Raw genomic sequence first — 23749 nt, 5'->3', positions numbered from 1 at the left:
TTCTGTTCGTACACCTGCATGAAACGGAGTCATCATCTCCTGAAAAGCCGCTGCGGCAACCAGCCCTTTCTCAAAGCATAACGGAACAGCGCCGTGGTGCCCAGCCCCGCTATCACGCCCACCACCGCACCGGCAAGAATGTCCATCGGGTAATGCTTCCCCACATACACCTGCGCGTAGCCGATAGCCAACGCCCATATCCACACCCAGTACCAGTTTTTACCACGGACAATGCGCACCGCGCCAAACCAGAACATGGCCAGCCCGAAGTGATTGGCCGCATGAGAAGACGGCATGGAGTTGAACCCGCCGCAGGCCACCAGGTTGCGCATGGTGGTTTGCAGTACCGGATCATGGCAGGGCCGTGGCCTTGCGAACACAGGCTTGAGAATGCTGCTGTTCCCGTAATCGGTAATGGCAAAAGTGATCAGCGTCAGCATCACGAACAGCCAGACCTGCCCCGGCATTTTCCACCAGGCCCATAAAAGCACGGCGGCATACAAAGGTACCCAGACCAGCGGCTCGCGCAGGGCCATGAAAAATCCATCCAGCGCCGGGATAGCCCAGTCCGTATTGATGCGGGAAAAAAAATTCCGGTCCCACGCTTCGATCATGATGTTGTTTTTCAAATCACGTCAACATCCGCGCCGGTTTACAAAGACAGGCGGATATTCGCCGGTAGCCCGGATGATTGCGGCGGACGGGGCATCCGGCGTTGCTGGGGACCGTGGAATAGCGTCCACAATGCGGGCGCAAAGGGGCATTAAATATCCGTTAACAATTTGTTTGATTTCTATTGACAGCTTTTGTTAAAGTTACGTTATACTTTTAGGCAGATTTTAAGACTAGACTATACCGCCCCTTCAAACATTGAATAACAGGAACCAATGAAGGGGACGAATTGCAGGTAAATATTTGAATAACATGGTGTCGCCTATGCGTATTTCCGCCAGCGCCGCAAGGTCTGACGGATGGGGTAGTATTTCTTAACAACTAAGCTAAATCGTTTTTGCAGACTGTAGCAACAAAGCATCAACATTTCATGGGGATTTTTTAACAGGTGATCCGGACAGGATTTCCTTTTCGTTCCGTCGAACATTCGTATGCCGGAACAGGGATGACTATTTCACATAAAAACGCATTTCAAAGCCAAAATCAATATAGCTATGAAGATTTACAAATCAGCCAGGATCAAGGCAGTATTCCTGCTAACTCTGATGGTGGCCATTTTCATGGGATGCAGCAAGAAAAAAGAGCGCGTCTATGAATTGTTGCCGCCTGATCCGGAGATGGACAAGGACCTGACGGAGCTGGCTATCAAAATGTCGGTGAACATCGAGAACAGGGATGGCGCCGACGCTGGTGAAGGTTCCAAAAAACTGATCGATGGAAATATCGACACCAAGTTCCTCATTTTTTCCTATGCGCCGGACTTTTACGTCGAGCTGGAATATGACATTGCGCAAAGGCTGGATGCTTACACCATTACTTCCGCTAACGATGCGCCGGACCGTGATCCTAAAAACTGGACGATCGTTGGCTCCAACGACCGCACGCAGTGGACGGAACTGGATTCACAGGTAGACCAGGCATTCCCGGAAAGAAAACAAACCCGGCGTTTCGAGTTTGAGAACGGAGATACCTACAAATACTACCGGATCAACATCCTGGCGCTTGGCGGAGCCAACAGCGCGCTTTGCCAGATAGCGGAATGGCGCGTGATCAGAAGACCGCAGAACTGATCCATGCCCGCATCATCGCGGGCTTCCGTCAGGCATCCAATTTCTAAAAATCCATCTAACAAAATTAACTATGCTTAGAAATCGACTAAGAAAGTTTAATATGATGAGCAGCCTGCTTTTGCTGGCGCTGTTCATATCCGTGGATGTTCTTGCGCAGCAGGACGCCAAAATAAAGATAACCGGGAACGTGAAAGACGAGCTGAAAGCTCCCATGCCCGGTGTCACCATCATCAACCAGACCTCCAAAGCCGGCGTTAACACAGACGGGAACGGTAACTTCGCCATCGATGCGCAAAGAGGCGATACCCTCGTTGCCCGCCTCATCGGTTACGAACCGCACGTTTTTGTGATCAACAGAACGATCGATTTTGACATCACCATGAAAGCCGCCAACAGCAGCCTCAATGAAGTGGTGGTAGTAGGTTTTGGCCAGCAGAAGAAGATCAGCCTGGTTGGCGCGCAGTCCACCGTAAAAGTGGAAGAACTGAAGCAGCCCGTCGCCAACCTCAGCGCCGCCCTCGCCGGCCGCATCTCCGGTCTTGTAGGCGTGCAGCGCTCCGGTTTGCCCGGTTCCAACAGCGCCGACCTCTGGATACGCGGTATCTCTACCTTCAACAGGTCCGGCAACAACGCCGGTCCGCTGATCGTGGTGGACGGTGTGCAGGGCCGCGATATCAACAGCTTCGACCCGGAGGACATCGCTTCCTTCACCATTCTGAAAGATGCATCCGCCACCGCGGTATACGGTGTGGCCGGCGCGAACGGCGTTATCATCGTAAATACGAAGAAAGGCGTATCTGGCAAAACCAACCTGATGTTCAACTACAACCACGGTGTTACTTCCTTTACCAAGGTGCCGGAATTAACGGATGGCGTGATGTACATGATGTTGCGTAACGAAGCGCAGCGGAATAGCGGCCTTACGCCGGAATACTCTAATAATACGATCAACTCCACCATCCTGAAAGAAGATCCGTACCTGTATCCGAATGTGGACTGGATGGAGGCGCTTTTCAACGATGTGAGCCAGAACAGGCGCGCCAACTTCAGCGCCCGCGGCGGTTCGGATAATTCCAACTACTACGTGTCGCTCGCCTACTATGATGAGGAAAGCCTGCTGAAAACGGATGCCTTGCAGAACTACAACGCATCTACCCGTTACAAGCGTTACAACTTCACGTCCAACGTTTCCATGAACTGGACGCGCACCACCAAGTTTGATCTCGGTGTGCAGGGCTTCATCTCCACTACCAATACGCCGGACGTTGGCCCGGAAGATGCGTTTGCCAATGTGATGCAGACCAACCCGGTACTATATCCTGTGATGTATCCGGGTAACCTGGTGCCAAGCGTAAACTCGGAAGGCGCACAGCCCAACCCCTACGCCCAGATCACCCAGACCGGCTACCGGAATAATTTCCAGAACCAGGTGTATTCCAACGCCCGCCTCACGCAGGACCTGAAGTTCCTGCTGCCCGGTCTTTCTGTCTACGGCCTGTTCTCCTTCGATGTATACAACTCTCACATGATCCGCCGCTACCGCGAAAGAAGCGGCTACCTGATCAACAAGGCCCGTCCCTATAACGCAGACGGCAGCATGAACCTGAACCTCATTGATCCCGGTAAGGATGACCTGAGCTATGAACGGGAAAACAACTCTAACCGCCAGTTCTATGTGGAAGGCGCATTAAACTATACACGCGACTTCGGGCCGAAGAACCACCTCACCGCCATGTTGCTGTACAACCAGCGTGAAGAGGTGCTGGCCTTCGCCGGCGATGCCACAGGATCACTGCCTTACCGCAGCATGGGCCTGGCAGGAAGGGCGACCTATTCTTATGATGATAAATATTTTGGAGAGGTGAACTTCGGCTACAATGGTTCCGAGAACTTCGCGCCAAGCAGGAAATTCGGTTTCTTCCCGTCCTTCGGTGTGGGCTGGGTACTCTCCAACGAAGATTTCTTTGAACCGCTTTCCGGCGTGTTCCAGTTCTTCAAGCTGCGGTACTCCGACGGTCTTGTAGGTGATGGCGGGAACGGCGGCCGCCGTTTCGGTTACCTGACGCTGGTGGCGACCAACCCCGGTAACGAAGATGTGGGCCTGGACTTTGGTACCAGCAGCGGCAGAAGAAGATACGACGGCACCGTGATCACGGATTACGGCTCCAATGTAACCTGGGCGGAATCCCGCAAACAGGACCTCGGCGTTGAGTTCAGAACGCTGAACGACAGGCTGTCTGTAACCGCGGACATCTTCAAGGAAAAACGTACCGGCGTATTCCTGCAAAGGCAATCCCTTTCTTCATTCGTTGGTTTGAACAGCAATCCCTGGGGCAACCTCGGCAAGATCGAGAACAAAGGTTTTGATGCGACGGTTGAGTTGATGCCGGTGAAGATCGCTCCGGAAATGACACTGGACATGCGCGCCACCTTCACCTATAACAGGGATAAAGTGCTGGAGAACGACCAGCCGAAGCAGCCTTTCGATTATATGGAAAGACGCGGCACCAACTACAACGCCATCTTCGGGTATGTAGCGGAAGGTCTGTTTGCCGACCAGGCGGAGATCGACAAACATGCGGACCAGTCCCTCTTCGGTACGCCCCGCCCCGGTGACATCAAGTACAAGGATATGAACGGTGACGGCTTTATCAATGCCAATGACCAGACCCGTATCGGTAACGGTGACGTACCCACGACTATTTACGGCATCGGCTTCAACCTCAGCTGGAAAAACTTTTACATCGGTGCATTCTTCCAGGGCGTATCCGGCGCAGACCGGCTGCTGACCGGCGACGGCATTCTGCCGTTCAACAACAGCACCGGCCCGGAAAGAAGCAATCTTTTTGCGGTTGCGGAAGACAGGTGGACGGAAGACAACCCAAATCCCAACGCTTTCTATCCCCGCCTCGCTTACGGCAACGCGGCGAACAAGAACAATGCGGCCACATCCTCCTGGTGGGTGAAAGACATCGACTTCCTCCGCCTCAAAACCGCGGACCTCGGCTATAACCTGCCCAAAGGCACACTCAGAAGGATCGGTATGAAAAACGCCCGTGTATATGTGCAGGGCCTGAACCTGTTCTACTGGAGCAAATTCGACCTGTGGGACCCGGAACTGAATACCGGCAACGGTACCCGGTACCCCAACACCAGATCTGTGAACGTCGGCATCCAGGCCAATTTCTAAACAACAAAAAGAAGTACATGAAAAGAGCTTTCCTGATAATAGCAGCGGCCCTGGCGGTAGGAGCATCTTCCTGCAAGAAGTACCTGGACCAGGTTCCGGACGATGTGCTCACCATTGAGGACATCTTCAAGTCAAAAAGAAATACGGATAATTTTCTCGCGAACGTATACTGGTCACTGCCCAATGAATTCCGGCAACGGTTCACCGGCAACCAGAATTCCGGCCCGTGGACCGGCGCTTCGGACGAATCCAAATACACCTGGTCGTTCAATTACACCAACAATATGACCACGGGCGCATGGAGCAGCACGGACGGCAACGTAGCGGACTACTGGACCAATTACTACAAAGCCATCCGCAACGCCTCCTATTTCATCCAGAACATAGACGCCGCCAATCCCGTGGAAGTGACCGCTGAGCTGAGAAGGCAATACAAGGCCGAAGCAAGGGCATTGCGCGCGATCTATTATTTCTTCCTGGTACGTATGTACGGTCCCGTTGTATTACTGGGTGAAGAACCCGTAGACCTGAATACGCCTGCTTCCGAACTGGAGCTTTCCCGCTCGCATTTCGACAGCTGCATCAATTACATTGTAAACGAGCTGGACGTTGCGGCGCAGGACCTGCCTCCCATTCCGCCGAGTGACGAGTGGGGCCGTGTTACCAGCGGCGCCGCGAAAGCATACAGGATACAGGCGCTGATGCTCGCCGCCAGCCCGCTGTGGAACGGCAACCAGGACTATGCCAACTTCAAAAATCCCGGTGCTTCGGAACCACTGGTAAATACCGCTTACCAGGCTGCAAAATGGGAAAGAGCCGCCAATGCCGCAAAAGCATTCCTCGATGAATATGTGCCCGGCACATACGACCTGTTCAAAACAACCGGGTCAGACGACTTCGTGGCAGCGTACAACTCCTGCCGCCAGGTGATGACCACGGAATGGAACAAGGAATGGATCTACGGCCGCTCCAACTCTCAAAGCTATATGCGTTACGACAGAACGCCGTTCCACGCCGGCCTCCCCTCCGCGCAGCACGGCGCCGGCGCGCAGGGCGCCACGCAGGCGATCGTAGATGCTTACTTTATGGCAAACGGTCTCCCGATCGATGCACCGGGCTCCGGTTATGAAACCACCGGCTTCTCCACCTTCAGAGCGCCGTTCGACAATACCGCCCGTACCACTTTCAACCAGTGGAAAGACCGGGAGCCGCGTTTTTATGTAGGCATCACCTACAATAACAGCTACTGGCTCTTCCAGGAAGGCGGTACGCCCATCGTCACCAACATGGAGTTTAACGGTAATTCCGGCAGAAGCCAGAGCACATCCGACGTTTCTCCGACCGGCTACATCGTGAGAAAGGACGTGGCGCCCAATGATAATGACCGCGGCGTTGTATTCCTGCGCCTCGCCAATATCTACCTCGATTACGCGGAAGCGCTGAATGAATATGCGCCTAATAACACAGACATCCTGAAATACCTGAACCTGATCCGCGAACGCGCAGGCATTCCTCAGTACGGTGCAGGTACAGGCATGATCCCCGCGCCCGCTTCACAGGAAGATATGAGAGAAGCCATCCGCAGGGAAAGGAGAGTGGAACTGGCATTTGAAAGCTCCCGCTACTTCGATACCCGCCGCTGGAAGATCGCTACCACCACGGACAACGGGCCCATCTACGGTATGAACATGAACGCCAACGGCGCTGATTTCTACCAGAAAACACTGATCGAAACACGGATATTCAGGGACAAAGATTATCTCTTCCCCATCCCGAATAACCAAAGACTCATCAACCCCAACCTGGCGCAAAACCCGGGCTGGCAATAAATGAACGGCATATGAAAACCCTGTTTTTCAGTCTGCTTTTCCTGGGAACATTCGCCGGCGGTTGCAAGGACGATGTGGAAACAGTAAAGCTCAACATCCCGGAAACAGATCCCAATGCTCCTCCTGCTACGTGGAAGGAGCATTGGTTCGAACATAACCAGCTCGTAAAACTGGTGTCTTACAACGATGAGATCGCCTTGTATTACGATGACGACGTTTCCCGTGACATCACCTGGCCCTTGCGGACGATGGATGCCATCTGGAAGTACACGAAAGCCACCTACGGCGCTTTCGGCAAGGACAAAGACAAGCGGCTGTTCGTGATCCTGCATTTCAACAAATACGGCGGCGGCCATCCTGCCACCTTCTTTGATGCCAGTCACGACTACCGCAATATGATCGACGTGGGCTCCAACAATCCGTGGACGGACAGCACCGGCTGGAACCTGGACATTGTAGCGCATGAAGTGGGGCACATCGTGGAAGGCGCTGCCAAAGGCGTGCATAATTCGCCTGCTTTCCCGATCTGGCACGACAGTAAATGGATGGAAATCTACCAGTACGATGTGTACAAGAACCTCGGCTGGGAATCGGAAGCGCTGCGCTGGTACAACGACAAGATGAATGCGGTGGACCCTTATCCCAGGGCCGGCACGCAGTGGTTTAAGAATTGGTTCTATCCCATTTACCGCGATCATGGCGGCAAAGATGTGCTGAACGGTTTCTTTACCCTGTTGTCGCAGCACTTCCCGCAGAAGACGATCCCTCTGGGCAAAGAATATACCCGCAATATGAACCTCGGGGAGTTTGTTCACTTCTGGAGCGGCGCCGCCAACACCAACCTGAAACAGCTTGCGCTGGACGCCTTCGGGCCGGCAGACGAGCAGGGGAATAACTGGGTCCTCCAATTCGATCAGGCCCGGATCGATTTCCCTGGTATTGTATATTAAAGATGATGATAGACTGGAAAAGGCGTCTGCTTCGGCAGGCGCTTTTTTATGCCCGGTTGTACCGGCTTACAGCGCGGCGTCCTGCTGCACGGAATAATATTTCAGATCGATGAGGTTGTTGGGAAGGCTTTTGCGGTTCCAGGTATGATGGATCGCCAGCGCCGCGCCCATTGCGGTGGCCTGGGCCATGGAGGCCGCATATACTTCAATATCGGGGAAGAGCATCGCCAGCATGTTCATGTAGATCACGTTTTTTCCGAATCCCCCGTCCACAAAGATCCGCTTCACCACCACGCCCTTCAGTACCAGGCCGGTGGAATGCTGCTGCTTCACCGCAAGGTCGTACATCAGCTGGTGATAAGCCGCCACGTCCGAGGAAAATGTTTTCAGATCGCGGTCCGCAAAGTTGCCCGCGGGCAGCAGCGGAATGGAGGCGTCATAGTCGAGACTGCGGTAGCGCATGGCGGGTTGATGGAAAAATTCGGAGATCCTTTTTACCTGCTGCTCATGCTCGTATCCGGCAAACAGCCGCGAAGCCTTCACCGGTTTTCCCTGGAAAGTCATGTAGCAAAGGCAGTCCTGTTCCAGCTCTTCCGCGGTCAGCGGCGTGTTGTTGAACGGGTTGAGGCTGATGCTCCAGGTGCCGGTGGACAGCAGCACGAAAGGCTCATGGAAATTAACGAGGTAGGGGATCAGCGCGGCGGAGCTGTCGTGCAGCCCGGTGCCCACGTGATAATTATTCCCCGGAAATGCCGCGGGCAACACGTCTGTGGACGCCATTACCGGCGCCAGTTTGTCCAGCAGCCCTTCCTGCTTCACCCAGTCGTGATAACGGTTATTCGAAAAATCCCAGAGATTGGTATGGCAGCCGATGCTGGTGATGTCCGAGCAGGCAACGCCGGTGAGCAGGTAGCTCATGTATTGCGGCAGGTGCAGGGCGTAGCGCATGGTTTTGAACACCTCGGGGCGTTCGTATTTCAGGCGGTAGAGCTGCATGCCGGAGTTGAGGCTTTCCAGCACCGGTGAAGCGGTTTGCACGGAAAACGCGGCCTCTCCGCCGTACGTTTCGTAGAATTGCTGCTTCAGCGGCGCCGGGTAGGGCTTGAGATAATTATATAACGGCGTGAGCGGATGTCCCTGTTCATTGATGTACACCAGGCTGGCGCCATAGGTGGAGAAATTGATGGCTTTTACCTCGATGTCCTTACGCTTGAATACTTCCATCAGGGAATCAAAAACTGATAGTCGCAGGCTTTCCAGGTTTTCGCAGGGATCGCCGTCTTCATCCGTCGTTTCGGTAAAACGGGCCGTCCTTTCAAAAATGATCCTGTACTGCTCATCGAATAAAAACAGCTTTTTGTTGGTCTTGCCAACATCAAATATCACAATAACGGGTGTTCTGCTCATTGCTATGTATTACAGTCCGGTAGCCACGGTTTTCAATCCTCTTTCCTTGATCAGGTTTTCCCTTACTTTTTCCGCGCGGTACATACCGATCGGGCTCAACGCGCCGCCGGCCCGCAGCCTGGCTTCGGCTACCAGTGCGCGCACGTCCGTGCGGAAAGCCTGTTGCAGCACTTCCTGCGCGGTAACCACATCGCTGTTCAGCTGTGCTTCGGTCAGTTTTTTACGGTCTACCAGCAAAGCCTGCGCGTAAGTGATCATGATCGCTTCCACGGATTGCAGCAGGTCTTCCAGCGGATCTTTCACGTTATGGGAAGCGTCTATCATCCAGCCGAGGTCTGTTGCATGGTTCATACCACGGCTGTCCATCCCTTCCACCAGCTCGTTAAAGATCAGGAAAAGCTGGTACGGCTTGATGCTGCCCACGGTGAGGTCATCATCGCCATATTTGGAATCATTGAAATGGAAACCGCCGAGTTTGCCTTCCATCAGCAGCAACGCCACGATCTGCTCGATGTTCGCATTGGGAAGATGATGGCCGAGGTCTACCAGTGTATAGGCTTTCGGGCCGAGTTTGCTGGCGTACAGCAGGGATTGGCCCCAGTCGCCCACCGTGGTGGAGTAGAAGTTCGGCTCAAAAGCTTTGTATTCCACGAACATCTTCCAGTTATCCGGCAGTGCGGCGTAGATCTCCTGCAGGCCGCTCAGCGTATGCTGGAAAGCCTTGCGGAAGTTCAGCTGTCCCGGGAAGCAGGAGCCGTCTGAAAGCCACACTGTCAGCGAATCGGAGCCCAGCTCGATGCCGTGGCGGATCACCTCGATATTATGGTCGATCGCCTGCTGGCGGACGCTTTTGTCCACATTCTGCAGGGAGCCGAATTTATAGCTCAGCGCCTGGTCCGGCTGGTCCTGGAAAGTGTTGGAGTTCATCGCATCGAAGCGCAGGCCATGCTGTGCCGCGAGTGCTTTGATATGGGAGGGATTGGACGGAATGTCCCAGGGAATATGCAGGGAAATGGCGCCGCTGGACTGGTTCAGGCGGTGCAGCAAGCCGATGTCTTCGATCTTTTCTTCGAGGTTGCGGGGCTCGCCGCCCGCGGGGAAGCGCCCGAAGCGCGTGCCGCCGGTGCCGAGCGCCCAGCTGGGGATCGCCACCTGGAAGGCAGCGAGCTTTTCCAGTATGTTGTCTACCCCTTCCGTTTCTCCCGAAATATAGGCAAAAGCCCGCTGGTGTGCGGCCAGCAGGGACTGGTTATGTTCTTCTATCCGGTATTTTTCCAGTTGCATAACGTGTTTGTTTTACTTCATATAAAATACTTCTTTTAGCGGAAAAGTCACAGGAGAATTATCCGGATGACTTTCCATCACCCTGCTCATCTGTTCCCACCAGCGTTGCATCACCGGCTGCGCCGGCAGGTCGTCCAGCGCCGCCGGGTCACTGATCTGAAGGTAGGCGAAAAGCGTCAGCGTTTCTTCATCCAGGAAGATCGAATAATCATGAACGCCTTTGGCTTTCAGCAGCGCTTCCAGCTCCGGCCACAGGTTGTCGTGCAGCCGTTTGTATTCCGCTTCGAAGCCTTCGAACAATTTCATTTTAAATGCAACGCGATGCATGGGCTGTTTTTTTAACGTACGAATTTCTTAACGCACGAACGCCATGGCTACTCCGCCGTCCACATTCAGCACGTTGCCGGTAGCCTTGTTGAGCAATCCGCCCACAAAAGCGAAGCAGGCATTGGCGATGTCTTCCGGCAAAATGATCTCGTTCAGCAAAGTGCGTTTGGCATAGAATGCCGGCAGCTCTTCCACTTTCACGCCATAAGCCTTGGCTCTGCCTTCCGCCCATGCGCCGGCCCATATCTTGCTGTCGGATATCACCGCATCCGGGTTTACCACGTTCACGCGTATACGATCTTTGCCCAGCTCTGCGGCATTGAGCCTGCTCAGGTGCAGCTGCGCCGCTTTAGCGGAGCCGTAGCCGGCGTTATTCGGACCGGAAACCAGTGCGTTCTTGCTGACGATGTTCAGCACGTCGCCGCCGGTGCCCTGCTTACGCATGATCTCCACGCCCGCCTGGGTCACGAGGAATTGTCCCTTTACCAGCACATCGTACAGCAGGTCCCAATCCTGTTCGGAATGCTCTTCCAGCGGTTTGGAAATAGAGAGGCCCGCGCAGTTCACCACGATGTCTACTCCACCGAAGGCCAGCGCCGCCGTGTTGAATGCTTTTTTGATGGTGGCGGCGGAGGTCACGTCCAGCACTTCCGATGCGAACACGTCCTTGCCGAATTGTTTGGTAAAGTCCTGTACCGCGGATTCCAGCCGTTGCTGGTCGTTATCGTTGATCACCACTACAGCGCCTTCCTGCGCGAACTTCTGCGCGATGGCCTTGCCAATGCCGCCGGCGCTGCCTGTTACCAGGGCAATGCGGCCGGACAATGCTTTCGGCTTCGGCATGCGTTGCAGTTTTGCTTCTTCCAGCAGCCAGTATTCAATGTCGAAAGCCTCCTGCCTTGGCAGGGAAGTATAGGAAGAGATCGCTTCCGCGCCTTTCATCACATTGATGGCATTAATATAGAACTCCGCGGCTACGCGGGCAGTCTGTTTGTCTTTGGCAAAAGTGAACATGCCCACGCCGGGATACAGGATCACCACGGGATTGGCGTCGCGGATAGCCGGGCTGTTGGGATGCTTGCAGGTGTTGTAGTATTCGGTGTACATCTGGCGGTACGCTTCAAACAGCGGCGCGATCTTTTCCTTTACCGCATCTGTATTACCGAGGTCTTCCGTGGGTGCGAGGTTCAGCACCAGCGGGCTGATCTTGGTGCGCAGGAAGTGGTCCGGGCAGCTGGTGCCCAGCGGTGCCAGCCGGTCCAGGTCATTGGAATTGATGAATTCCAGCACCCTGTCGTCGTCCGTAAAATGCCCCACCATCCTTGTGTTGGAAGAGCAATATCCTCTTAGCACAGGCGCCAGCGCGGCGGCTTGCGAGAGGCGTTGCTCCTTCGGGAGTGCCGCGAGGCGTTCGCCGCCGAAGGCTTTTTTGCCTTTGGTATGTTCTTCCAGGTATTCCGCGCAGCGCTCGATCACTTCCAGGGTATTGACATAGCTTTCATACGCGGTGTCGCCCCAGGTGAAGAGGCCGTGGGAGCCGAGCATGATGCCGCGGATGCCGGGATTTTCGTCCAGGCACTGTTTGAGCTGCAGGCCCAGGTCAAAGCCCGGCCGCTGCCAGTCCACCCACCCGATGGTACCGGAAAACAGCTCCTGCGTGATCTTTTTACCGTCTTTCGCGGCGGCGATGGCGATCGCTGCATCAGGGTGCAGGTGATCGATGTGCGCGAAAGGCAGAAAACCATGCAGGGGCGTGTCTATCGAAGGTGCTTTGGAGTGCAGGTCGTAAATGCAGTGATTGAACAGCTCCACCATTTCATCTTCAAACTCGATGCCGCGGTAAATATTTTTCAGGCTGCGCAGGCGGTCCACATACAAAGCCGCCAGCCCGCTGCGTTTCAGCGTGCCGAGGTCCCCGCCGGAACCTTTCACCCACATCACTTCCGTGCTTTTCCCCGTCAACGGGTCAATCGCCTGCGCCTTGCAGGAAGTGTTTCCTCCGCCATAGTTCGTGAGGCGCAGGTCCGCGCCCAGCAAATTGGAGCGGTAGATCAGCAGGGCCACTTCGTCCCCCGCCATTTCAGCAGCTTTCGCATCATCCCACAGGTAACTTACGTGCCTGAACCGGGTCATAGTGCTGTTATTTTTCGACATATACTTTAATTTATAAAAAGCGTGTTATAATGAATTACCGTATCCCACCAGCACCACAGAGAGGATGATCGTTGCGATGCCGACGAGGAAAGTAGCGAATGTTCTTTTGCTGACGCCTTTCCATTCCCGGAGCGTGAGGCCCCACATGCTGGAAATTAGGATGATGAAGGCCATGTGCAGTATCCAGGAGCTGGCGCCGTTGCCGAGCTTGCTTTCTCCCATGCCGTAGAAAAAGAATTGCAGGAACCAGGTGGTGCCGGCAAGGGCAGAGAAGAAATAGTTGTTCGCCAGCGGGGTTTTGCGGTTCGTGTAATCGCCGAAGCTTTTATTCTTTGCATTGAGGATCATGCACCAGATGAAATTGGTGGTCAGCCCGCCAAGCATAATAACTATAAAGATCACATTGTTTTTGAACAAGGGGTTCGCATTATTTTCTACCGCGGCCTGGCCCATGGATTCGCCCGCCGAGATCGCAAAGCTCATGCAGGCGCTCAAAATGCCGGATACGATCGCCACGGTCAGCCCTTTTTTCAGGTCAAACTCCTTGATACTTTCCTTCTGCTTCTCTTCCGGCAGCTCTTTTTCCTTGTACATGCCGGCCTTACCGCTGATCGCAATGCCCACGAGGCACACGATCACGCCCAGCAATACGAATATGCCGCTGCCCTGCTGCAGCATGGAAGAGAAATTATCCGGGCTGTCCGTAAAAAATTCCTTGTACAGCGGCGGGATCAGCGCGCCGAAAGCCGAGCAGAAGCCCAGTGCCACCGCCATGCCGAGCGACATGCCGAGGTAGCGCATGGACAATCCAAAGGTCAGCCCCCCGATGCCCCAGAGCACGCCCAGGAAATACGTCCAGAATAATGTGGTAAAAGGTGTATTGCTGATAATGTCCATGAATCCCGGCACGGTCAGCCATGCGGCGATGAACGGAACGAACAGCCAGGAAAACAGGCCGCCTGTGATCCAATAACTTTCCCAGCTCCAGCCTTTAACTTTTTTATAGGGAATATAGAAACTACCGGAGGCGAAACCGCCAATGAAATGAAACAGAATACCGAGAATAACTTGCATTGTGGAATATTAATAGGCGAATAAGTTCAATTTTTTTAAAATTAATGGAAAGCGCCCCTCCAACTGTCATGCACTGTCATGGTTTATTTTTAGTATCTTGTCCGTTGAGGGATCAAGACTTTCTGTACTGATGAAACAACATCCGATCTTCAAATACCTGTTCATAGACGACTTCTCCGCCACGCCGAAATATTACCAGCTGGCCAATTCCATTATCAAGGCCATTGCCGATGGAAAGGTGGGGGAGGATGATGTGCTGCCTTCCATCAATGAAGTAAGTTATGTTTTCGAGATATCGCGCGACACGGCGGAAAAGGCTTATAAATACCTGAAAAGCCTGGGCATACTGGGCTCCGTACCCGGCAAGGGATATTTCGTGAAGAACACCCACCTCGGCCGCCAATACAAGATATTACTGCTTTTCAACAAGCTCAGCGAACACAAGAAGATCATTTATGATTCCTTTGCCGCGAAGCTCGGAGAGCTGGGAAGCATTGATTTTTATATTTATAACAGTGATTTCGCCCTCTTTAAAAAACTGCTGTCCCAGAAGCTGGACGACTACACGCATGTGGTGATCCTGCCGCATTTCAGGGAGCGCTGGGATAATGTGGACGAAGTGATCAACAGCATTCCGAAAGACAAGCTCATTCTGCTGGACAAAAAGCTGAAAGATGTTACCGGCGAATACGGCGCGGTATACGAAAATTTTCAGAAAGATATTTATGAAGCGCTGGAGCAGGCGAAAGACAGGCTGCAGACCTACCAGACCATCAAGCTGATCTTTCCCGAACATTCTTATTATCCGGACGAGATACGGGACGGCTTCGAGCAGTTTTGCCAGAATTACGCTTTCACCAGCGAGGTGGTGGCGGACATCGAGGAAGAAGAGATCCGTCCCGGTGATGTATATATAAATGTCCGGGAAAACGACCTGGTGGTGCTGATCGAGAAGATCATCTCGCTCGGGCTGGTGATCGGGAAGGATGTAGGTATTATCACCTATAATGAAACGCCGCTGAAAAAGCTGATACTGAACGGTCTGACCACCATCTCCACAGACTTCAGGAGCATGGGAGAGCTGGCCGCCCGCATGATACTCGATAATTCCAGGGAACAGATCGAAGTTCCGTTCAACATCATTATGCGCCCATCCCTCTGATCCCATGAAGAAAATCATCGCTTTATTCCTGTGCGTCAATTTATTAGTGTCAATCGGACACGCACAGCAATTCCATTTCGGAGCGGGCCGCGCACCCGCGGGGGCCGTTCGTGTTACCACCGGTTCCATGTACAATGCGGCGGCAGGATATGGCTTTGAAGAAGGCGCGGTATTGAAGGAAACCAGCCGCGGCATCGGCGCTGACAGCCCGTTTTTCTTTTCCGTCCGGCTGCCGGAAGGCAACTATCACGTAAAAACGGAGATCGCTTCCGCAACGGTCCGGGTGGAGTGCCGCCGCCTGATGGTGCGGGATACGGTCACCGGCAAGGTATCTTTTACCGTACATGTACGGGATACGCTGATCCGGAATGCGGCAGGGGAGGTGACGGGTAAAGTGCGTTTGAAACCCCGCGAACGGAATTACCGTCATTGGGACAATTTATTAACCATCGAGCTGAACGGCCGCGCACCGGCCATCCGCTCCCTTGAGATAACGCCGGAAAGAAAAGCCATCACCGTTTTCCTGGCGGGCAACTCCACCGTGGTAGACCAGGACAGGGAACCCTGGGCCGCGTGGGGGCAAATGATCCCGTCGTTCTTTCAGTCCGGTAAAGTAGCCATAGCCAACTACGCGGAAAGCGGGGAAGCGCTCAACTCTTTCATCCGTGCGCGAAGGCTGGAGAAGATCATCAGCAGGATGCAGGCCGGCGATTACCTGTTCATTGAGTTCGGACATAACGATCAGAAGCAGAAGGGCGAAGGAGTTGGTCCATTCACCACGTATAAAAAAGACCTGCGTTTCTTTATCCGCGAAGCCCGCAGCAAAGGCGGCATCCCCGTGCTGGTCACTTCCATGCACCGCCGCAGCTTTGACGATGCGGGGCGCATCATCATCAACACGCTTGGCGATTACCCGGAAGCGGTAAGGCAAACGGCGCGCGAAGAGAACGTAGCGCTGATAGACCTGAACGCCATGAGTAAAATTTTATACGAAGCATGGGGCGAAGCCGCTTCACTGAAAGCTTTCGTGCACTACCCCGCGAATACATTTCCCGGTCAGCCCGATGCGCTGCGGGACAATACCCACTTCAGCACATACGGCGCATATGAGATCGCGAAATGTATTGTGAAAGGCATCCGTGATGCCAGGCTGCCATTGGCCCGCTACCTCATGAATGATGTACCGCCTTTTGACCCCGCGCATCCGGATGACGCTGATGCATGGTACTGGCCGTCAAGCCCGCTGAAACCCGCTTTGAAGCCGGATGGCAATTAGATTTACGTGTCACATTGACAATTTGCATGCAGGCAGGATAGTTCAGGACGGTTGTTAATTTTTAAAAGGATACTTTTATTCCGGAGATTGATATTTTATCAACCAGATTTTTATTTAACAGTGAACATTTAATAGTGAACAATGAACCCCGCACTCCCGTGCGGAGCAACTTCCATCGTAGTACCTTCCGGACGAGGGCTCCTTTACCGGAAAAAAACTGATTACCATGAATACGCAACAACTCGTTTCAGGACATCCCCCTGCCGCATCCCTGACCAGGAAAATACATTCCCGGCCATAGACTCCTTATTCGCTAAACAAACATTTACGATCCACGATGAAAAATTTTCCTAACAGATTAATGGTGCTGTCGTGCCTGTTAGTGGCCGCTATTGGCTGCAAAAAGAAGGCCTGGGACGAGTACTATGGTCGCCCTGATACCCTGGAACCGCCTATTTACCAGGTATTGGAAAGCAAAGGGAACTTCAGCAACATACTGGCTGCCATCGACAAGGCAGGGTATCACAAAACACTTGCCGCCGCCGGTTACTGGACTTTCTTCGCTCCGCACGATTCCGCCTTTGAAGTATACTTTAAGGAAAAAGGCATTTCCGGTATAGACGCGCTGGACAGCAGCGCATGTCAGAAGATCGTGACTTATTGCCTCGTGTACAATGCCTTCAAGCGCGAGCGTATCGGGGATTATCAGAGCACCCAGGGCTGGGTGCCCAACATTGCCTTCAAACGCCGCACGGCCAGCTATACCGGTGTGTACGACGGGCAGAACAGCAACGGCGAAAACATCAAGGTCATCAACAGCAACCGGAACAATAACGGTTCCGTATACTATGTGGAGGCCGATAACAATAACAAGTACCTGCCTTATTTCGTCGATAATTTCATGACGGCCAAAGGGCTGTCCGCAACAGACTACAACTACTTTTATCCCGCTACCCCCTATACAGGTTTTAACGTAGTGGACGCGGTGGTAACGGAGAAAGACATTCCGGCCGAGAATGGCGTGATCCACGTGATCAACAGGGTGGTGACCACTTTGCCCGGCCTGGATGAATATATCTCCACCCAGCCGCAATACAGCGAGTTTAAAAAGCTGTTCGACAAGTACCTGCTGCAATACGCGCTGAATCCCGCTGTGTCGCAGCGATACCCTTCGCCGGTGTATACAAAGATCTTCAACGCCAGCCTTGCCTTCTCGCCCAACAACGAGAACTTTCTCAAGCAGCAGGACAACGACGGGCAGCAAAATTCCTACAGCATGTTCGTGCCCACGAACGATGCCCTGCTGACCTATGTGAACGAAGTGCTGCTCGAACATTACACCAGTCTTGATGAAATGCCCATCAACATCATCTACGATTTCGTGAATGCGCATCTCTGGCAGACCGCGGTATGGCCGAGCAAATTCGCTACCACCTTCAATTTCCTCGGCGAAGAAGCCCGTTTCGATCCCGCCGCCGATGTGGTAGATAAAAAAATACTGAGCAACGGCATCTTCTACGGCACCAGTAAAGTGCAGGCCGCCAACGTGTTCAGCAGCGTGTATGGCCGCGCGTACCTCGACCCCCGTTATTCCATGATGACGAGCCTGCTGAACCAGGAGCTGAAATTCCAGATATCCAATATCCGCCTGAAGTATTCGCTGCTGCTCATCAGCAACGACGTGCTGAATGCCGCCGGTTATTTCTCCGATCCGCTGGTAGACAATAATCCCGCTTTCCAGTGGCGCTACACGCCGCCGAACGGAGGCGCGCAGCTGACCGGTTCTTCCGCCCTGGTGCGCCTGCTGCGGCTGCTGAACCTGCACGTGATCCCTGACCTGGATGTACAAAGCCTGTCCGGCTCCGGCGTGGTGAAAACGTATGGCGGCGAATTTGTGCGGTATGAAAATAACCAGGTGTTTGCCGCCGGTAATGTGGATGAAGGTATTATGGCAAACAACACCGATTCAAAATCCGCCCTGAACGGTACGGCGCATTACCTCGACCAGGTGCTGACCTTCAGCGAATCCACTATCGGCAAGCACCTCGAAAAGATCGGCACGCCGGACACATCGCCTTTCCATTATTTCTGGGAATACCTGCGGCGTTCATCCATCTATACCGCCTCCTCCGGCGATATCCTGAACGTAGCCGCAGGCTCTTTCTATACCTTCTTCATCCCGGATAACGACGCCATCCTGGCCGCGGTGAACGACGGGCTGCTGCCCGGCACCGGCACAGCGCCCAACAAAGTGCCGGACTTCAATCCTTCCAGCCTCGCGGATAAGGAGCTGGTCAGCAACTTTATCTACTTCCACATCCTCAACAAAAAATCCGTAGCTACGGACGGCCAGGAAAGCGGTTCCTTTGAAACGCTCTTCCGCAACGCCAACGGCGATCCCACCAGCGTATTCGTGAGCAACGCCACTCCCAATGCCATGAAGGTAACGGATATGCATGCACGGATCGTGGACGTAGATCCCGCCAATAGCAATTACCTCAGTAACCGTTGCATGATCCACCTGATCAGCGACTATTTAAAATATGTTGAATAACCTTTCTATGCTGAATTTTACAAAAACAGTAGTAAGCATACTGGCGATCGTCACATGCGCCACGTTTCCTGCCATGGCCCAGATGCCAGAAACGACCATCGTGAAGGGAAAGGTGACGGACAAACGTACCAAAGAGGCGCTAATAGGTGTTTCCGTTATGGAGGTGGATGCGGACGGGCGCGTCATCAAAGGCACGCCTACGGATATTGAAGGGAACTTCATCCTGAAGGTGACCAATATGAAGAACCGCATCAGCGCATCCTTCATCGGCTACAGGTCTTTCTCGCAACCGCTGAACGGGCGCACTACCGTCAATATCTCGCTGGAATACGGTTCCACGGACCTGAACGAATTTACCGTCACCTCCCGTTCCACCGTCAATAACGGCATGATGAACATCAAGGAACGCAATTCCACCCTCGCCATCTCGAAGATCGCGGCCAAGGAGCTGGAAGAAATGCCCGCCGCCAGTATAGACCAGGCCTTGCAGGGCCGGTTGAGCGGAGTGGACATCACCGCGTCCAGTGGCGACCCCGGCGCGGCCATGAGCATCCGCATCCGCGGTATCTCCTCCATCAGCAGCACCGGCAACCCTTTGATCGTGGTAGATGGAATGCCCTTCCAGACCGAGATCCCCGGCGACTTTAACTTCGGCTCCGCCGATGAGCAGGGATACGCGCAACTGCTAAGCATTTCCCCGGCAGACATCAAGGAGATCTCCGCGCTGAAAGATGCCGCCGCCACCGCCATCTGGGGCTCACGCGCCGCCAACGGCGTACTGGTGATCACCACCAAAAGAGGAACAATGGGCAAACCCGCGCTCACCTATTCTTTCAAAGGCTCCGCTTCCGTATTGCCCGATCCCATTCCCATGCTGAACGGTGATCAGTACTCCACCCTGATCCCCGAAGCGTTCATTAACAGGAACGGCTCTACGCTGAATACGCAAAGCGTGCGCGAGTTCAACTACGACCCCAATGATCCTTACTGGTATCATAACTACAGCAACAATACCAACTGGATCGATGAAATATCCAGAACAGGCGTACTGCAGGACCATAACATCAGCATGAACGGCGGTGGTGAAAAAGCCCGCTACTTCGCTTCCGTAGGGTACTTCAACCAGAGCGGCACCACCGTGGGAACAGGGCTGAAACGCATCAATACCCGCATCAACCTGGACTACCTTATTTCTGACAAGATCAAGATATTCACCAGCATCGCCTATACGCACACAGACCAGGACCGCAGTTACCTCAGCGCGAAGGACGGCGCGATCCGTGGCGTGGCATATATCAAAATGCCGAACATGAGCGTGTTTGAGTACGATGACCAGGGCAATTTGTCTCCCACCTATTTCTCCCCCGCGCAGAACGTACAGGGCGCGTACAGCCGCATCTACAATCCCGTGGCAATGGCGAAGGAAGCCAAATACAATGTGCTTGGCGAAAGGATCGTGCCGCGCTTCCAGATGGAGTACAACATCATCCCGGAAAAGCTGCGGATCGTGGGCGATGTGCAGTTCGACATCAACAATACCAAGAATAAAAGCTTCCTGCCGCAGATCGCCACCGGCCGTCCGAATACGGAAACGGTGGTGAACAGGGCGTATGACGGTGATATCGATCTGTTTGGTGTTACTACCAAGTTGAGCCTGGATTACAATCATCGTTTTAAAAATCCCGATCATAACCTGATGGCCTTTTTTACGGTGATGACGGACGATTATAAATCCGTGAACCAGGAGATCATGACCTCCAACACTGCCTCGTCATTGCTGATGGACCCTTCCGCACCCTCCCGCACACAGAACCAGGAGCTGCGCGCCGTATCCGGCATTTCGCAAACGAGGAGCATCGGCGCGGCATTGACGGCGCAGTATGAGTACCAGGACAAATATTTTATCAGCGGCACCTTACGCGGCGACGGCAACTCCCGCTTCGGTCCCAATTACAAATACGGCCTGTTCCCCTCCGCCGGTGTGCGCTGGAGAGTGTCCGGCGAAAAATTCATGAGCGGCATCAAAAAGCTGGATGACCTCAGCTTCAGGGCCAGCTATGGTTTGAGCGGGGAAGCGCCGCGTTATGATTACACATTTTACAACCGCTACAACACCTTCTCCTGGGGCTATCTCGGTGAAAGCGGCGTGTATCCCGCCACGATGGAGCTGAAGAACCTCCGCTGGCAAACGATACACGGCGGCAACGTCGGCGCCAACCTTTCCTGGATGGAAGGCCGCTTCCGCCTGGATGCGGAAGTCTACCGCAACCGTACCAAAGACCTGTTCTTTGACGGTCTGCAGATCGCTTCCCACACCGGCTATAATAATGTGAACATGAACGTGGGCACGATGGATAACCAGGGATGGGAGCTTGCCGTGTTCACCACGCCGGTAAAAACAAAGAACTGGAGCATCGGATTCGATTTCAATATTTCCCGCAACGAGAACATCATCCGCGAGATATCGGAATTCTACCCGAACAGCAAGGGCGATGTGACCGCGCTGGGCCAGTACATGAGCGTGCTGCAGGTGAACAATCCCTTCGGCTCCTTCTACGGCTACAAATACAAAGGCGTGTATAAGGACAGAGATGCCACAGTGGCAAGGGGCGCCGACGGCAAGCCCATCATCGGGCCGAACGGGCAGACGATCTACATGCGCTTTAACTATCCCAATGTGGATTACATTTTTGAGCTGGGCGATGCCATGTATGAGGACATCAATCACGATGGCAATATCAACTATATGGACGTGGTATATCTCGGCAACAGCAACCCCACGCTCAGCGGCGGTTTCGGTCCGAATTTCACCTGGAAGAACAAGATCCGCATCACCACGTTCTTCAACTTCCGCTACGGCTATGAGATCGTGAACGGCACCAAGATGACCACCACCAACATGTACAACTTCGACAACCAGAGCACGGCCGTGCTGCGCCGCTGGCGGAAAGAAGGAGATGTCACCGATATGCCCCGCGCTGTTATCGCCGGTGGATATAACTGGCTGGGCAGCGACCGGTACGTGGAAGATGCGTCTTTCCTGCGTTTCCGGCAGGTGACGGTCCGCTATACTTTCGACAACAAGCAGCTGGCAAGGTTCAAAATGCGCAGCCTCAGCCTGTTCGCCACCGCGGAAAATCTCTTTACGCTGACGAAGTATACCGGCCAGGACCCGGAAGTAAGCCCCCTGGGCGCCGATCCTTTCCGTATCGCATACGACTATTCCATGACGCCGCCATCGAAGACCTTCACCATCGGCTTGCAGGCAGGTTTTTAATTGTCTAAATGATTTTTACATGAAGCAACTGATCACATATACATGTTTGTTCGCAGTACTTTTCAGCACCGCTGCCTGCAACAAATGGCTGGATCTGCAGCCGCAGGACGGCATCGTGCGGGATGAGTTCTGGCAGACCAAGGAACAGGTAGACGCCGCCGTGACCGGCATTTACGCCGCCCTGCTTGGAAGCCCGGACTACAATGTTTCCCTGGCGGAATATTTCTTCGTCTGGGGCGAAGCCCGTACGGACATGGTTTCACCCGGTTTCCGCGCTTCCTCGGACGAATACGACCTCGTGAACGTCAACATCCTCCCCACCAATATATTCGCCAACTGGCGCACCGTGTACCAGGTCATCAACTACTGCAACACCGTCATAGACCTGGCGCCCGCCGTGCGGAATATAGACAACACCTTTACGGAGGAACATCTTAACCGGGCACAGGGCGAGGCGCTGGCGATCCGCTCCCTGCTTTACTTCTACCTGGTGCGGACCTTCGAACAGGTGCCGCTGAAGCTCACCGCCACCACCAGCGACGAAGAGCTGCAGCCACTCGCCAAATCCGGCAGTGACGAAATACTGAACCAGATCGTGGCCGATCTCAAAAAAGCTGAGCCCGCGCTGCCGCTGACCTATAATAATACTGCGAAAGACAAAGGCCGCGTGACCCGCTATACCGCAAACGCCATCCTGGCGGACGTTTATCTCTGGATGGAAAAATATGCGGAGTGCGCCGCGGAATGCGACAAGATCATCAGCTCCAACCGTTTCGGGCTGATCGGCGGAGAGTTGTCTGTGTTCGATGAAGTTTATTTCAAAGGCAATTCCAGCGAAAGCATTTTTGAATTGCAGTTCGATGCCCAGAAGCTGAACCCCTTCTACTTCATGCACCAGACCTCCACCCGCAGGTGGAGCGCCGCGCCGCATCTCATGGAAGAGGTGTTCGGGGTAGACATCATCAACCCCATTCCCGTTGTGGATAAAAGGGGAGAAGGCTGCTCGCTGCGCGCGTCCGACCTTTCTATCTGGAAATATATCGGCGCGAATGACGCGGGTTCCAGCCTGCGCTCGGCGGAGCAATCCTTTGCCCACTGGATATTTTACCGCTATGCGGATGTGCTGCTGATGAAAGCGGAAGCCATCAACCAGCTGGATCAGCCGCTGGAAGCTTCGCGCCTTGTGAAGACCGTCCGGGAGCGTGCCAATGCGCTGGACTTCGGCATGCCGATGGATTCCACCAGCATGCAGGGCATGGAAGAATATATCCTCCAGGAAAGACAACGCGAGTTCGCTTTTGAAGGAAAACGCTGGTACGACGTGCTGCGCAATGCCAAACGCAACAACTACCAGCAGCTGAACTACCTCCTGAACATGGTGGGCACCAGCATCCCGAAAGAAAGACAGCAGGCCGCGTTCAACAAGCTGCGCGACAAGAATAGCCATTATATGCCTGTTTACCAGTACGAATTGCAGACGAACAAATTGCTGGTGCAGAATCCTTTTTACAAATAATTCAATT

General features: G+C 53.8%; 15 protein-coding genes. 9 read left to right on the top strand and 6 right to left on the bottom strand.

The features are described from left to right. Positions 1 to 32: 32 nt before the first annotated feature. Positions 33 to 614, bottom strand: a complete 582-nt coding sequence (locus tag CCY01nite_RS02500) for a phosphatase PAP2 family protein (protein WP_146857719.1) — start codon at positions 612 to 614, stop codon at positions 33 to 35. A 552-nt stretch (positions 615 to 1166) separates the two neighbouring features. Between CCY01nite_RS02500 and CCY01nite_RS02495 the strand changes: the two genes are divergently transcribed. The 4 genes from CCY01nite_RS02495 (at position 1167) to CCY01nite_RS02480 (ending at position 7711) form a co-directional block, all read left to right on the top strand. Continuing rightward, positions 1167 to 1742 (top strand): discoidin domain-containing protein, encoded by a 576-nt coding sequence (locus tag CCY01nite_RS02495; RefSeq protein WP_146857718.1) that lies wholly within the window; start codon positions 1167 to 1169, stop codon positions 1740 to 1742. Positions 1743 to 1842: 100 nt separating this feature from the next. Then, positions 1843 to 4932, top strand: coding sequence for a SusC/RagA family TonB-linked outer membrane protein (locus CCY01nite_RS02490; protein WP_246129833.1), 3090 nt, complete (start codon positions 1843 to 1845; stop codon positions 4930 to 4932). 17 nt (positions 4933 to 4949) lie between these two features. After that, positions 4950 to 6761: a RagB/SusD family nutrient uptake outer membrane protein gene (locus tag CCY01nite_RS02485; protein ID WP_146857716.1), complete on the top strand. Its 1812-nt coding sequence runs from the start codon at positions 4950 to 4952 to the stop codon at positions 6759 to 6761. A gap of 11 nt (positions 6762 to 6772) precedes the next feature. Further along, on the top strand, positions 6773 to 7711 hold the full coding sequence (locus tag CCY01nite_RS02480) for a hypothetical protein (protein WP_146857715.1): 939 nt from the start codon (positions 6773 to 6775) through the stop codon (positions 7709 to 7711). A gap of 66 nt (positions 7712 to 7777) precedes the next feature. Here the strand turns inward: CCY01nite_RS02480 and CCY01nite_RS02475 are convergent, their stop codons facing one another. From CCY01nite_RS02475 to rhaT, 5 genes are read right to left on the bottom strand one after another with little or no spacing between them, the layout of a single operon-like run. Beyond that, positions 7778 to 9118 carry an FGGY-family carbohydrate kinase gene (locus CCY01nite_RS02475; RefSeq protein WP_146857714.1) on the bottom strand — a complete coding sequence of 447 codons (1341 nt, stop codon included), beginning with the start codon at positions 9116 to 9118 and terminating at the stop codon, positions 7778 to 7780. Between the two features lie 9 nt (positions 9119 to 9127). After that, positions 9128 to 10402: a sugar isomerase gene (locus CCY01nite_RS02470; protein ID WP_146857713.1), complete on the bottom strand. Its 1275-nt coding sequence runs from the start codon at positions 10400 to 10402 to the stop codon at positions 9128 to 9130. A 12-nt stretch (positions 10403 to 10414) separates the two neighbouring features. Beyond that, on the bottom strand, positions 10415 to 10729 hold the full coding sequence (gene rhaM, locus CCY01nite_RS02465) for an L-rhamnose mutarotase (protein ID WP_146857712.1): 315 nt from the start codon (positions 10727 to 10729) through the stop codon (positions 10415 to 10417). A 27-nt stretch (positions 10730 to 10756) separates the two neighbouring features. Continuing rightward, positions 10757 to 12883 (bottom strand): bifunctional aldolase/short-chain dehydrogenase, encoded by a 2127-nt coding sequence (locus CCY01nite_RS02460; RefSeq protein WP_146857711.1) that lies wholly within the window; start codon positions 12881 to 12883, stop codon positions 10757 to 10759. Between the two features lie 24 nt (positions 12884 to 12907). Then, the gene (gene rhaT, locus CCY01nite_RS02455; RefSeq protein ID WP_146857710.1) at positions 12908 to 13957 is read right to left on the bottom strand and encodes an L-rhamnose/proton symporter RhaT; all 1050 of its coding nucleotides are present in this window, start codon (positions 13955 to 13957) and stop codon (positions 12908 to 12910) included. Between the two features lie 130 nt (positions 13958 to 14087). Here rhaT and CCY01nite_RS02450 point away from each other — a divergent pair, with 130 nt between their 5' ends. The 5 genes from CCY01nite_RS02450 (at position 14088) to CCY01nite_RS02430 (ending at position 23742) form a co-directional block, all read left to right on the top strand. Next, positions 14088 to 15119: a GntR family transcriptional regulator gene (locus CCY01nite_RS02450; protein WP_146857709.1), complete on the top strand. Its 1032-nt coding sequence runs from the start codon at positions 14088 to 14090 to the stop codon at positions 15117 to 15119. Positions 15120 to 15165: 46 nt separating this feature from the next. After that, complete coding sequence (locus tag CCY01nite_RS02445; protein WP_246129832.1) at positions 15166 to 16395, top strand: rhamnogalacturonan acetylesterase; 1230 nt, start codon at positions 15166 to 15168, stop codon at positions 16393 to 16395. A gap of 337 nt (positions 16396 to 16732) precedes the next feature. Beyond that, positions 16733 to 18949, top strand: coding sequence for a fasciclin domain-containing protein (locus tag CCY01nite_RS02440; RefSeq protein ID WP_146857707.1), 2217 nt, complete (start codon positions 16733 to 16735; stop codon positions 18947 to 18949). Positions 18950 to 18956: 7 nt separating this feature from the next. Then, complete coding sequence (locus tag CCY01nite_RS02435; protein ID WP_146857706.1) at positions 18957 to 22226, top strand: SusC/RagA family TonB-linked outer membrane protein; 3270 nt, start codon at positions 18957 to 18959, stop codon at positions 22224 to 22226. Positions 22227 to 22245: 19 nt separating this feature from the next. Further along, positions 22246 to 23742, top strand: coding sequence for a RagB/SusD family nutrient uptake outer membrane protein (locus CCY01nite_RS02430; RefSeq protein ID WP_146857705.1), 1497 nt, complete (start codon positions 22246 to 22248; stop codon positions 23740 to 23742). Positions 23743 to 23749 lie beyond the last annotated feature (7 nt).

Source organism: Chitinophaga cymbidii (genome assembly GCF_007992715.1).
GTDB lineage: Bacteria > Bacteroidota > Bacteroidia > Chitinophagales > Chitinophagaceae > Chitinophaga > Chitinophaga cymbidii.
The sequence above is the reverse complement of the archived record's forward strand: the minus strand, read 5'-3'. Positions and strand labels throughout refer to the sequence as shown.